The organism is Mycobacterium sp. C31M (assembly GCF_053345865.1).
Genome location: NZ_JBKFAX010000002.1, coordinates 99,096 through 112,058, shown reverse-complemented (window position 1 = coordinate 112,058; position 12,963 = coordinate 99,096). Strand labels below are relative to the sequence as shown.

At 67.7% G+C, this 12,963-nt stretch carries 13 protein-coding genes and 1 tRNA gene; 11 read left to right on the top strand and 3 right to left on the bottom strand.

Going from position 1 to position 12,963, the window contains the following annotated elements; all coding sequences use genetic code 11:
* Window positions 1–21: 21 nt before the first annotated feature.
* The gene (locus ACLBYA_RS03010; protein WP_447707888.1) at window positions 22–477 is read right to left on the bottom strand and encodes a RidA family protein; all 456 of its coding nucleotides are present in this window, start codon (window positions 475–477) and stop codon (window positions 22–24) included.
* Window positions 474–635, bottom strand: a complete 162-nt coding sequence (locus tag ACLBYA_RS03005; RefSeq protein ID WP_447707887.1) for a hypothetical protein — start codon at window positions 633–635, stop codon at window positions 474–476. Before ACLBYA_RS03005 ends, ACLBYA_RS03010 begins: the two co-directional genes overlap by 4 nt.
* Window positions 636–683: 48 nt before the next feature.
* On the opposite strand from ACLBYA_RS03005, the gene ACLBYA_RS03000 reads away from it, so the two are divergent.
* Entirely contained in the window at window positions 684–1,712 is a 1,029-nt protein-coding gene (locus ACLBYA_RS03000) for an ArsA-related P-loop ATPase (RefSeq protein ID WP_447707886.1), read from the top strand.
* A gap of 2 nt (window positions 1,713–1,714) precedes the next feature.
* A complete protein-coding gene (locus ACLBYA_RS02995) occupies window positions 1,715–2,845 on the top strand; it encodes an ArsA family ATPase (RefSeq protein WP_447707885.1) in 1,131 nt (376 codons plus the stop codon).
* Here the strand turns inward: ACLBYA_RS02995 and ACLBYA_RS02990 are convergent.
* The gene (locus tag ACLBYA_RS02990; RefSeq protein WP_447707884.1) at window positions 2,842–3,201 is read right to left on the bottom strand and encodes a WhiB family transcriptional regulator; all 360 of its coding nucleotides are present in this window, start codon (window positions 3,199–3,201) and stop codon (window positions 2,842–2,844) included. The genes ACLBYA_RS02995 and ACLBYA_RS02990 overlap by 4 nt on opposite strands.
* Before the next feature lie 221 nt (window positions 3,202–3,422).
* Here ACLBYA_RS02990 and ponA2 point away from each other — a divergent pair, with 221 nt between their 5' ends.
* From ponA2 to ACLBYA_RS02945, 9 genes are all read left to right on the top strand, one after another.
* A complete protein-coding gene (gene ponA2, locus ACLBYA_RS02985) occupies window positions 3,423–5,867 on the top strand; it encodes a transglycosylase/D,D-transpeptidase PonA2 (protein WP_447707883.1) in 2,445 nt (814 codons plus the stop codon).
* 21 nt (window positions 5,868–5,888) lie between these two features.
* Entirely contained in the window at window positions 5,889–6,836 is a 948-nt protein-coding gene (locus ACLBYA_RS02980) for a metallophosphoesterase (RefSeq protein WP_447707882.1), read from the top strand.
* A complete protein-coding gene (locus tag ACLBYA_RS02975) occupies window positions 6,833–7,909 on the top strand; it encodes a PLP-dependent cysteine synthase family protein (RefSeq protein ID WP_447707881.1) in 1,077 nt (358 codons plus the stop codon). Before ACLBYA_RS02980 ends, ACLBYA_RS02975 begins: the two co-directional genes overlap by 4 nt.
* Before the next feature lie 207 nt (window positions 7,910–8,116).
* On the top strand, window positions 8,117–9,229 hold the full coding sequence (locus ACLBYA_RS02970; RefSeq protein WP_447707880.1) for a sensor histidine kinase: 1,113 nt from the start codon (window positions 8,117–8,119) through the stop codon (window positions 9,227–9,229).
* Window positions 9,226–9,888, top strand: coding sequence for a response regulator transcription factor (locus ACLBYA_RS02965; protein WP_447707879.1), 663 nt, complete (start codon window positions 9,226–9,228; stop codon window positions 9,886–9,888). Before ACLBYA_RS02970 ends, ACLBYA_RS02965 begins: the two co-directional genes overlap by 4 nt.
* Before the next feature lie 91 nt (window positions 9,889–9,979).
* Window positions 9,980–10,243 (top strand): hypothetical protein, encoded by a 264-nt coding sequence (locus tag ACLBYA_RS02960; protein WP_447707878.1) that lies wholly within the window; start codon window positions 9,980–9,982, stop codon window positions 10,241–10,243.
* A 62-nt stretch (window positions 10,244–10,305) separates the two neighbouring features.
* A tRNA-Pro gene (locus ACLBYA_RS02955) sits at window positions 10,306–10,379 on the top strand.
* Between the two features lie 84 nt (window positions 10,380–10,463).
* Window positions 10,464–11,351 carry a serine/threonine-protein kinase gene (locus ACLBYA_RS02950; RefSeq protein WP_447707877.1) on the top strand — a complete coding sequence of 296 codons (888 nt, stop codon included), beginning with the start codon at window positions 10,464–10,466 and terminating at the stop codon, window positions 11,349–11,351.
* A 102-nt stretch (window positions 11,352–11,453) separates the two neighbouring features.
* Entirely contained in the window at window positions 11,454–12,932 is a 1,479-nt protein-coding gene (locus ACLBYA_RS02945; protein WP_447707876.1) for an amino acid permease, read from the top strand.
* Window positions 12,933–12,963: the final 31 nt, after the last annotated feature.

Sequence of the window (12,963 nt, the reverse complement as noted above, 5' to 3'; positions counted from 1 at the left end):
CTCCGAATCACCTTCGGTCGCTTACGCGACCTCGACGATGATCTCCACCTCGACCGGCGCGTTCCGGGGCAGCTCAGACACCCCGACCGCGGAACGGGCGTGCGCACCGGCGTCACCGAAGACTTCGCCGAACAGTTCCGAGGCACCGTTGATGACGCCGGGCTGCCCGTCGAAGCCGGGGGCCGACGCGACAAAACCGACGGCCTTGACCACCCGGACCACCGAGTCGATGCCCACCAGCGCATGGACCGCAGCCAGCGCGTTCAGCCCGCACTGGCGGGCCAGTGCCTTTGCGTCCTCGGCGCTCACCTCGGCGCCGACCTTGCCGGTCGCCAGGAGGCTGCCTTGATGGATCGGCAGCTGGCCGGCGGTGTAGACCAGGTTTCCGGTGCGCACCGCGGGGACGTACGCCGCCAGCGGGGCCACGACCTCGGGCAGCTCGATACCCAACTCGGCGAGCTTGGTCGAGTGGCTCACTTCGGGCGCTTCAGGTAGGCGACGTGCTGCTCACCGGTCGGACCGGGCAGCACCGAGACCAGCTCCCAGCCGTCGGCACCCCACTGATCCAGGATCTGTTTGGTCGCGTGCGTCAGCAACGGGACGGTGGCGTACTCCCAACGGCTCACATCAGTCATGAGCCAGAGCTTATCCGCCGACGGCGGCGGCATGGTTAGCATGCAGGCGTGGAACACACATCCAACGACCGCAAGCCGGTCGGCTGGCCGTCGCGGCTCACCAAGGCCCGGCTGCACTTCGTCACCGGTAAGGGTGGCACCGGCAAGTCGACGATCGCCGCCGCGCTGGCACTGACGCTGGCCGCCGGCGGACGCAAGGTCCTGTTGGTGGAAGTCGAAGGCCGCCAAGGCATCGCGCAGCTCTTCGACGTGCCGCCACTGCCCTACAAAGAGGTGAAGATCGCCACCGCCGACGGTGGCGGTCAAGTGAACGCACTGGCCATCGACACCGAGGCCGCGTTCCTGGAGTACCTGGACATGTTCTACAACCTCGGCATCGCCGGTCGCGCCATGCGCCGCATCGGCGCCGTCGAGTTCGCCACCACCATCGCCCCCGGCCTGCGTGATGTGCTGCTCACCGGCAAGATCAAGGAGATCGTGGTCCGGTCCGACAAGCCGGCCAAGAGTGGACAGACCGCCTACGACGCCATCGTCGTCGATGCTCCCCCGACCGGGCGCATCTCCCGCTTCCTCGACGTCACCAAGGCGGTGTCCGAGCTCGCCAAGGGCGGCCCGGTGCACTCGCAGGCCGACGGCGTGGTGAAGATCCTGCACTCGGACCTCACCGCGATCCATCTGGTGACACTGCTGGAGGCGCTGCCCATTCAGGAGACCATCGAGGCCATCACCGAACTCCGCGATCTGGACCTGCCGATCGGCAGCGTCATCGTCAACCGCAACATCCCGTCGTACCTGCCCGAGGAGGACCTGACCAAGGCCGCCGAGGGCGACATCGACGCCGACGCCGTGCGAGCCGGCCTGGAGGCCACGGGAATCACCTTGTCAGACAACGACTTCGCCGGCCTTCTGACGGAGTCCATCCAGCACGCTACCCGGATCGCCGCCCGCACCGAGAGCGCGGACCTGCTCCAGGATCTCGACGTGCCCCGACTGGACCTGCCCGCCATCGCCGACGGTGTCGACCTCGGCAGCCTCTACGAACTGGCCGAAGCCCTTGCGGCCCAAGGAGTGCGGTAACCATGAGCGCCACCCCTCCCGCCCTCGATCTGGGCACCATCCTGGCCGATACCAGCAATCGGGTAATCGTCTGCTGCGGCGCCGGCGGCGTCGGTAAGACCACCACCGCCGCGGCGATGGCGCTGCGCGCCGCCGAACGCGGCCGCACCGTGGTGGTGCTGACCATCGACCCGGCCAAGCGACTGGCACAGGCCCTGGGCATCGAGAGCCTGGGCAACAACCCGCAACGGGTCCCGTTGGCACCGGAGGTGACCGGCGAACTGCACGCGATGATGCTGGACATGCGCCGGACCTTCGACGAGATGGTGGTGCAGTACTCCGGACCCGGTGTCGCCGACTCCATCCTGGAGAACCAGTTCTACCAAACCGTCGCGACCTCGCTGGCCGGCACGCAGGAGTACATGGCCATGGAGAAGCTCGGCCAGCTGCTGGCCGAGGACAAATGGGATCTGGTGGTCGTCGACACCCCGCCGTCGCGAAATGCGCTGGACTTCCTGGACGCCCCGAAACGGTTGGGCAGCTTCATGGACAGCCGGTTATGGCGGATGCTGCTGGCACCCGGCCGCGGCATCGGGCGCATCGTGACCGGCGCGGTGGGGCTGGCCATGAAGGGCATGTCGACCGTGCTCGGATCCCAGATGCTCTCCGACGCAGCCGGTTTCGTCCAGTCGCTGGACGCGACTTTCGGCGGCTTCCGGGAGAAGGCGGACCGCACCTACGAACTGCTCAAGCGCCGCGGCACCCAGTTCGTGGTGGTGTCGGCCGCCGAGCCCGATGCACTTCGCGAGGCTTCCTTCTTCGTCGACCGGTTGTCGCAGGAGAACATGCCGCTGGCCGGGCTGATCCTCAACCGCACCCATCCGACACTGTGCAACCTCGCCGGCGAGAAGGCCGAAGAGGCGGCCGATCAGCTGGACGCCGCGAGTGAGGGTGGCCTGCCCGCAGCCGTGCTGCGCATCCACGCGGCACGGGCGGCGACGGCCAAGCGCGAAGTCCGGTTGCTGTCGCGGTTCACCGGCGCCAACCCACATGTGGCGATCGTCGGTGTGCCGTCGCTGCCGTTCGATGTGTCCGATCTCGAGGCGCTGCGCGCCATCGGCGATCAACTCACCGGCGTCGCCGAAAGCGCCTAGACGGCGCTCCGGTGCTTGCGCTGGGCGGCAAAGAAGTCCGCCCAGGAGACGACTTCGGGATGCTGCTTGAGCAGGGCGCGCCGCTGACGCTCGGTCATACCGCCCCAGACGCCGAATTCGACCCTGTTGTCCAGAGCGTCGGCACCGCACTCAGCAATCACCGGGCAGTGCCGGCAGATCACCGCTGCCTTTCGCTGGGCCGCGCCGCGGACGAACAGCTCGTCCGGGTCGGCCTGACGGCAGCGGGCCTGCGAAACCCACGCGATGCGGGCCTCGGCCTCGGCTCCCGGGACGGCCGGCGGGGTATGCAAACCAACGTTCCTGTGTGTGGCAGACGATGTAACCGACACCTGCATTCCCCTTCGCTCCGGATCCCCTGTTAAGCCTGTGTAATCTGCGCCACATTGCGTCAGGAGTGTTACCTGAATCGCATTGTGTGTTCAAGCTAGGTGGTAAGAGGGCTTTTACGCAACAGTCAGATCACACTTTTTTGGGACAACCGTGCAGTCCGTCGGCAGCCGGGACCTTTTGAGCCGCCCAGGGGCCCCGATTGGACCCGCTGGCTAGTCTGTATCTCATGTCCGAGCAGCCCCAGCGCCGTCCCCCGATCGCGGTGACGGTCATCAAACTGATGTGGTGCTGCCTGCTGGCCGCGGTGATCACCGCCGGTCTGATGTTCCCCGTCGTCGGGGGAATCGGCCTGATGTCCAACCGGGCCTCCGATGTGGTTGCCAACGGTTCGGCCCAACTGGTCGAGGGCGACATTCCCGCGGTCTCCACCATGACCGACGCGGCGGGCAATCCGATCGCCTGGCTCTACACCCAGCGCCGCTTCGAGGTACCCACCGAGCAGATCGCCAACACCATGAAGCTGGCGATCGTCTCCATCGAGGACAAGCGGTTCGCCGAACACAATGGGGTGGACTGGCAGGGCACCCTGACCGGCCTGTCGGGGTATCTGTCCGGCAACCTGGACACCCGCGGCGGCTCGACCATCGAGCAGCAGTACGTGAAGAACTACCAGCTGCTGGTCGTCGCGCAGACCGATGCCGAGAAGCGGGCGGCCATCGAGACCACCCCGGCCCGCAAGCTGCGTGAGATCCGGATGGCGCTGACGCTGGACAAGACGTTGACCAAGCCGGAGATCCTGACCCGGTACCTGAACCTGGTCTCCTTCGGTAACGGCGCCTTCGGCATCCAGGACGCCGCGCAGACCTATTTCGGCATCAACGCCTCGGAACTGAACTGGCAGCAGGCCGCCCTGCTGGCCGGCATGGTGCAGTCGACCAGCGTGCTCAACCCTTACACCAACCCCGAAGGGGCCCTGGCCCGTCGGAACGTGGTGCTGGACACCATGATCGAGAACGTCCCGGCCGAAGCCGAGGCGTTGCGCGCGGCGCGGGCCGAACCGCTCGGGGTGCTGCCGGCGCCCAACGAGCTGCCCCGCGGCTGCATCGCCGCCGGGGACCGCGCCTTCTTCTGCGACTACGCCCTGGAGTACCTGGCCCGCGCCGGACTGAGCAAGGACCAGGTCGCCAAGGGCGGGTACCTGATCAAGACGACGCTGGACCCGAACGTCCAGGCCACCGTCAAGAACGCGATCAACCAGTTCGCCCCGGCCGATGCGCCGGGCGTGGCGAGCGTGATGAGCGTCATCCGCCCCGGTAAGGAAGCCCATCCGGTGCTCGCGATGGCCAGCAACCGCACCTACGGGCTCAACACCGACGCCGGCGAAACCATGCAGCCGCAGCCCTTCTCGCTGGCCGGCAACGGGGCCGGATCGGTGTTCAAGATCTTCACCGTCGCCGCCGCGATGGAGATGGGGATGGGCATCGACAGCCAGTTGCCGGTGCCGCCCGCCTTCCAGGCCAAAGGCCTGGGCAGCAGTAATACGCCCGGCTGCCCACCCGCCACCTGGTGTGTCAAGAACGCCGGTGGCTACAGCGGGTCGATGAACGTCACCCAGGCACTGGCCACCTCACCGAACACCGCATTCGCGAAGCTGATCTCACAGGTCGGCGTGCCGAAGGCCGTCGACATGTCCGTGCGACTGGGACTGCGCTCTTACGCGCTGCCGGGCACCGCGCGCGACTACGACCCGGAGAGCAACGAGAGCCTGGCCGATTTTGTGAAGCGGCAGAACATCGGCTCCTTCACCCTGGGCCCCATCGAGGTCAACGGCCTGGAACTGTCGAACGTCGCCGCCACCATCGCCTCCGGCGGCGTGTGGTGTCCACCCAACCCGATCGACAAGGTCTTCGACCGGCACGGCACCGAGGTCGCCGTCACCACCGAGACCTGCGAGCAGGTGGTTCCCGAGGGACTGGCGAACACGCTTGCCAACGCGCTCGGCGAGGACGATCGCGGTTCGGGTACCGCGGCCGGGGCGGCCGGTTCGGCGGGCTGGAGCCTGCCGATGTCGGGCAAGACCGGCACCACCGAATCCAACCGGTCCTCGGCCTTCCTCGGGTTCACCAGCGACTTCGCCGGCGCGAACTACATCTACGACGACTCCACCCAGCCCAGCGAGCTGTGCTCGTTCCCGCTGCGCCAGTGCGGTTACGGTAACCTGTTCGGCGGTAACGAGCCGGCCCGTACCTGGTTCACCGCGATGAAGCCGCTCACCCCGGACACCGTGGTGCTGCCGCCCACCGATCCGCGGTATGTCGAGGGCGGCCCGGGTTCGCGGGTGCCCAGCGTCGCCGGGATGGACGTCAGCACTGCCAGGGATCGCCTGCGTGCCGCCGGTTTCCAGGTCGCCGACCAGACCACCGAGGTCAACAGTGGCTCCCCGCGAGGTGCCGTGACGGGGACCTCGCCCACGGGCCAGACCATTCCCGGGTCGATCATCACGATCCTGACCAGCAACGGGATTCCGCCCGCCCCGCCGCCACCGCCGATCGGCATCCCGGGACTGCCGCCGATGGTCGGCTCCACGGTGGTGCAGATCCCCGGCCTGCCCCCGATCACCGTGCCGGTGCTCGGGCCACCTCCTCCCCCCGCACCACCTCCGCCGCCGTGATCTGGTGAGTAAACTGCTGCCATGTCGCACCTGAAGAACACCGCCGCGATCGCCGCGGGCACGTTGGCTGCGGGCATCGGTTACGCGTCGCTGATCGAGCGCAACGCGTTCGCGCTGCGGGAGTTCACCATGCCGGTGCTGTCCCCGGGTTCGACGCCGCTGCGGGTGCTGCACCTGTCCGACCTGCACATGCTGCCGCGCCAGCGCCGTAAGCAGGCCTGGCTGCGGGAGCTGGCATCGCTGCAGCCCGACTTCGTGGTGAACACCGGTGACAACCTTTCGCACCAGAAGGCGGTGCCGGCGGTGGTGCAGGCGCTCGGCGATCTGCTCTCGGTGCCTGGGTTGTTCGTCTTCGGCAGCAACGACTACTTCGCACCGAAGCCCAAGAACCCGACGAACTACCTGTTCAACAAGAAGCGCCGCATCCACGGTGACCCGCTGCCCTGGCAGGACCTGCGGGCGGCGTTCACCGAGCGGGGCTGGCTGGACATGACACATGTACGCCGCGAGTTCGATGTCGCCGGGTTGCGCATCGCCGCCGCCGGGGTGGACGACCCGCACCTCAAACGGGACCGCTACGACACGATCGCCGGGCCGGCCAGCCCGACCGCGAATCTGACCCTCGGCGTGACGCACTCGCCGGAACCGTGGGTGCTGGACCGGTTCGCCGCCGACGGCTATCAGCTGGTGATGGCCGGGCACACCCACGGCGGGCAGTTGTGCCTACCGTTCTACGGCGCGCTGGCCACCAACTGCGAACTCGACCGGACCCGCGCCAAGGGGCCGTCGCAGTGGGGCGCGGATATGAAGCTGCACGTGTCGGCCGGCATCGGCACCTCGCCGTACGCACCGGTGCGGTTCTGCTGCCGCCCGGAGGCCACGCTGCTGACGCTGGTCGCCGCACCCACCAAGGGTCCGGTGCTGGGAACCCGTGCCGGGCAAGCACATCCGACCGTATCGGCACGGTGAGCACGCGGGACTGGGTCGACAACGCCGTCCGGTTGATCGAGGCCGACGCCCGTCGCAGCGCCGACACCCATCTGCTGCGCTATCCGCTGCCCGCAGCGTGGTCGGACCGCCATGACGTCGCGCTGTATCTCAAGGACGAGTCGACCCACATCACCGGCAGCCTCAAGCACCGGTTGGCACGCTCACTGTTCCTCTACGCCCTGTGCAACGGGTGGATCGACGAGGACACCACGGTGATCGAGGCGTCCTCGGGGTCGACCGCGGTATCCGAGGCGTACTTCGCGGCGCTGCTGGGGCTGCCGTTCATCGCGGTGATGCCGTCCTCGACCAGCGCCGCCAAGGTGGCGCTCATCGAATCGCAGGGCGGCCGTTGTCATTTCGTGGACAGCTCGGCGCAGGTGTACGCCGAGGCGGAGCGGCTGGCCGACGAGACCGGCGGGCACTACATCGATCAGTTCACCAATGCCGAGCGGGCCACCGACTGGCGCGGCAACAACAACATCGCCGAGTCGATCTTCGAGCAGCTCGGCGAGGAGTCCCATCCGATCCCGGACTGGATCGTGGTGGGCGCGGGCACCGGGGGCACCAGCGCGACGATCGGCCGCTATCTGCGCTACCGCCGCTACGCCACCCGGCTGTGTGTGGTCGATCCGGAGAACTCGGCGTTCTACCCTGCCTACGCCCAGGGGTCGGCGCTGGTGCAGACCGGGATGTCGTCGCGCATCGAGGGCATCGGGCGACCGCGGGTGGAACCGTCGTTCCTGCCGGGTGTGGTGGACCGAATGGTAGTCGTCCCCGACTCCGCCTCGGTAGCCGCCGCCCAGCATGTCAGCCGGGTGCTGGGCCGCCGGGTCGGTCCGTCCACCGGGACCAATATCTGGGGTGCGTTCGGGCTACTGGCCGAGATGGTCGGCCAGGGCCGCAGCGGGTCGGTGGTGACACTGATCGCCGACAGCGGTGACCGCTATGCCGACACCTACTTCGACAACGAGTGGCTGGCCAGCCAGGGGCTGAACCCGTCCACATCGGCCGCGGTGCTCGCCGAGTTCGAATCCTCGGGCAGCTGGGCCTGATCCTCGCCCTCGGCGGTGCCGACGACCGGCCCACGTCCGGACACGAACAGCCACAACGCCGCCAGGACGAAGAACCCGATGTAGATCGTCGCTCCCAAGCCAGTCATGCTCTGAACAACGCCGCCGACGGCCCGGATGCTTCCCGATCCGCCGATATACGCCGCGACGCGGACGCCAACCGTCCGGGATCGGGCTACCGTGCGTCCCATGGGCACCGAGATCCGCACTCTGGCGGTGTGGCTGCCCGCGCTGCTGGTGGCGCTCATCCAGGTGGGCGCCAGCCTCGGGATGCGGCTGCGCCTTCACCTGGTGGCGGCCGTTCCACTGAACGCCCTCGCGGTGGCGCTGTTGCTGGCCGGCCCGATGCTGTTACTGGCCCGGCGCAGGTATCCGCTGGCGGTGTTGGCCGGTGTTCTCGCGGTCGCGCTCGGTTACCTGGCGGCCGGGTTCCGGCCCGGTCCGGTGTTCCTGTCGGTGATCGTCGCGTTCGTCTCCGCCGCGGCGCGCGGGCCGCGTTGGCACACCTATCCGCTGCCGGTACTCGGCTGGATCCTGCTGGTGACGCTGCGCTCGCCACCGGCCGAGGCCGCCGGTGCCGTCGGCGCCTGGCTGCTGGTGCTGTTGGCCATCGCCGAGGGCATCCGAGCACGGCGGTCCACGATGGAGGCCCGGGATCAGCGGCAGGCGGCGATATCCCGCGATGCCGCCTCCCAGGCGCGACTGGCCATCGCCCGGGAACTGCACGATGTGCTCGCGCACAGCCTGTCCATGATCAATGTCCAGTCCGCGGTGGCACTGGAATTGCTGGACACCCAGCCCGAACGGGCGGCACCGGCACTTGCGGCCATCAAAGATGCCAGCCGGCAGGCGATCTCGGATATGCACGCGATGGTCGAGGCGCTGCGCACCGGGGAGGCGCAGCCGACTGCGCCGATCCCCGGGGTCGGTGACCTCGACGGGCTGGTCGATGCCGCCCGGGCCACCGGGCTGGCCGTACACACCGCCGTGCGGGGCAACCCCCGCACGCTGCCATCGGTGATCGACGGGGCCGCGGCACGCATCGTGCAGGAGTCCCTGACGAATGTGGTGCGGCATTCGTCGGCGTCGGCGGCGACCGTGACGGTCACCTACGGCGCCGGGCAGCTGGAAGTGGCGGTCGACGATGACGGTGCCCCGGTACGGACCGCGATCACCGGCGGCAGCGGGATCGCCGGGATGCAGGAGCGGGCGAAGGCGCTCGGCGGTTCCGCCTCCGCGCAGACCGCGCCGGAAGGCGGGTACCGGGTGCGGGCCATCCTGCCGCTACCGGAGCCGTCATGATCCGGGTGCTGGTCGCCGACGATCAGGCGTTGGTGCGGGCCGGCTTCGCGGCATTGCTGGATGCCCAGGCCGATATCGAGGTTGTCGGCCAGGCACAGACCGGTGTGGAAGCACTGGAATCGACCCGGGTGCACCGGCCCGATGTGGTGCTGATGGACATCCGGATGCCCGAGCTGGACGGGCTGGCCGCGACCCGTGCGATCGTGGGCGATCCGAACCTGGCCGCGGTGCGGGTGGTGGTGCTGACCACCTTCGAACTCGACGAGTACGTCTTCGAGGCGATGCGGGCCGGCGCCAGCGGCTTCCTGGTCAAGCACACCGAGCCCAGTGAGCTGGTGCGGGCGGTGCGGGTGGTCGCCGACGGTGAGGCACTGCTGTCGCCGTCGGTCACCCGCCGATTGCTCACCGAATTCGCCGCACGGGCCAAGGTCCCGGCCGCGGTGTCGCTCCCCGACCTGACCACCCGTGAGCGCGAGGTGATGGCTCTGGTGGCCGAGGGGCTGACCAATGCCGAGATCGGCGAGCGGTTGTTCATGAGCCCGGCCACCGCGCGAACCCACGTCAGCCGCATCCTCACCAAGCTAGGCGCCCGTGACCGCACCCAGTTGGTGGTGCTGGCCTATGAGAGCGGGCTGGTGCGCCCGGGGTGGCAGAGTTGACGGCCGCCGCTGAGAACTACGCCGCCAGGCGTACCCGATCCGACGACCGGGGACCGATGGCACGCGCCGTGTTCGGCGGCAGGCTGACGTGATGAACCTCTATCAACTGAGCCCCGACACCGTCACCCTGCTGGCCGAGGAGGGCCGCCGATTCGGCCACCTGGCGTTTCATCCCGGCTTTCTGATCGCCCGGCTGGTGTTCCTCATTCTGCTCGTGACCGCGGTGGTGCTGCTGCTGCGCTGGGGGCGCGGTCTCAAGGGCGAACGGACCCTGCGCGATGTCTACGCCCGCGGGGAGGTGGACGAGACGGGGTACCGCGAGCGGCTCGCTGTGCTGCGCGCCACCCGCAGATAGGCCTTCCGAGCAGGCGTTTGGCTTCGCGGTACCCCGGTGCGATACGCTGTCGTGGCTTCACGCGGGGTGTGGCGCAGCTTGGTAGCGTGCTTCGTTCGGGACGAAGAGGTCGTGGGTTCGAATCCCGCCACCCCGACTCGCGGGAGTAAGGCCCTGGACGGGTGACCGGCCGGGGCCTTCTTGCTGTGCGGCCCGGGCCGAGCCCACATACTCTTTCCCTGTGTTCGACACCGGTGACGCCGTGGCCGGGTACACCGTCGAGGCCCTGCTCGGCCGCGGCGCCAGTGCCGATGTCTACCGTGCGCACGGGCGGCCCGGCACGGTGGCGCTGAAGGTGCTGCACACCGACCCGACGGCCGGGCCACGCACCCGCGAGCGGTTCGCGCGTGAGTTCACCCTGGCCTCGATGCTGCACCATCGGCACATCGTCGCGGTCTACGAACAGGGCGAGATCGACGGTGCGCCGCCGACGCTGTGGATGGCGATGCAGTACATCGACGGCACCGATTCCTCGATCCTGGTACCGCAACCGCACGAGGAACCCGACCTACCGACCGTCGTGCGGACCGCCCGGCAGTTGGCCGACGCGTTGGACTATGCGCACTCCCACGATGTGCTGCATCGAGATGTCAAGCCCGCGAACGTATTGCTGAGCGCCGACCGGGACTGCGCCTACCTGTCCGATTTCGGGATCGGCCAGCTGATCGACGATGCCTCCCCGTTACCGCGCAACGGCCGTGTGCGAGGTTCCATCGCGTACGCCTCCCCCGAACTGCTCAGCGGCGAACAGCTGAGTCCGGCAACCGATCTCTACGCGCTGGCCGCCACCGTGACCGAATGGCTGACCGGCCTGCCACCGTATCCGCGCGGCACCGCGTTCGCCATCACATATGCCCATCTACACAATCCGCCCCCATCGCTGAGCCGGCGCCGGCCATGGCTGCCCAGCGGACTGGACTCGGTCTTCGCCAAAGCCTTGGCCAAAGACCCTGCTACACGCTACGACTCGTGTACCGAACTGGTCGACATCGTGGCGCATGCGCTGCGTGATATCCCGGTGCCGACCACCGCCACTGCTATCCGACGATGGCCGTGGCAGCGAAACTGAATGTTTACACAGGTAACGTTTCTTCACCCATGCAGCGGGCATACGCTCAGTCTCTGCGCCCAACGGTGAGCGTGCAATCCTCGACGCACTTAGGGGGCGGGCATGTCAACCGATGCCACATACGACAATTCGTCGCTGTCACATGAAGAGGAGGGCTATCACAAGTCTCTGAAACCCCGGCAGATCCAGATGATCGCCATCGGCGGGGCGATCGGTACGGGGCTGTTCATGGGCGCGGGCAGTCGCCTGCACGACGCCGGCCCTGGCCTGTTCCTGGTGTACGCGTTCTGCGGCGTCTTCGTCTTCTTCATCATGCGCGCACTCGGCGAATTGGTACTCCACCGGCCGTCTTCCGGGTCCTTCGTCTCCTATGCACGCGAATTCTTCGGCGAGAAAACCGCTTACGTCACCGGCTGGCTGTACTTCTTCAACTGGGCCGCCACCGCCATCGTCGATGTCACCGCGGTGGCGCTCTACGTGCACTTCTGGGGCATGTTCGAGGCTGTCCCGCAGTGGCTGATCGCGTTGATCGCGTTGGCCATCGTGATGACCATGAACATCATCTCGGTGAAACTCTTCGGCGAGATGGAGTTCTGGGCATCCATCATCAAGGTCGCCGCCCTGGTGACCTTTCTGGTGGTCGGTATCGTGTTCCTGGCAGGACGGTTCGAGATCGAGGGTCAGTCAACGGGATTCAGCGTCATCTCCGACAACGGCGGGCTATTGCCCACCGGCATGTTCTCCCTGGTGATCGTCACCTCCGGCGTCATCTTCGCCTACGCCGCAGTCGAACTCGTCGGTATCGCCGCGGGTGAGACGGCCGAACCGGCCAAGGTGATGCCGCGCGCCATCAACTCGGTCATCCTGCGCATCGCGGTGTTCTACGTCGGCTCGCTGATCCTGCTGGCGCTGCTGTTGCCCTACACCACCTATCAGGCCGGCGAGAGTCCGTTCGTGACGTTCTTCTCCAAAATCGGCGTGCCGGCCGCGGGCGGCATCATGAACCTGGTGGTACTGACGGCGGCGATGTCCAGCCTCAACGCAGGCCTGTACTCGACGGGCCGCATCCTGCGGTCGATGGCGATGAACGGGAGCGCCCCGCAGTTCACCGGCGTGATGAACCGAAACGGGGTGCCGTTCGGCGGGATCGCGCTGACCGGTGCGCTCACCCTGCTCGGCGTGGTGCTCAACCTGTTCGTCCCAGAGGAGGCGTTCAACATCGCACTGGATCTGTCGGCGTTGGGCATCATCTCCACCTGGGCGATGATCGTGGCCTGCCAGATCCAGCTGTGGCGGTGGGAGAAGAAGGGAATTCTGCAGCGGCCCAAGTTCCGACTGCCGGGCACGCCGTACACCAGTTACGCGACGCTGATCTTCCTGGCCGCAGTCACCGCGCTGATGTGTTACGAGAACTACTGGAACCTGATCGCCATTCTGGTGATCGGTCCGATGCTGGTCGCCGGTTGGTACGCCGTCCGCGGCAAGGTCATGGCGATGGCCCAGCAGCGCATGGGCTACACCGGCGACTACCCGGTGATCCCGCAGCCGCCGATCCCCGAGCGCGGCCACAGCGACGACTGACACGTGCCGCTATTGACCCCGTCAGCCCGAG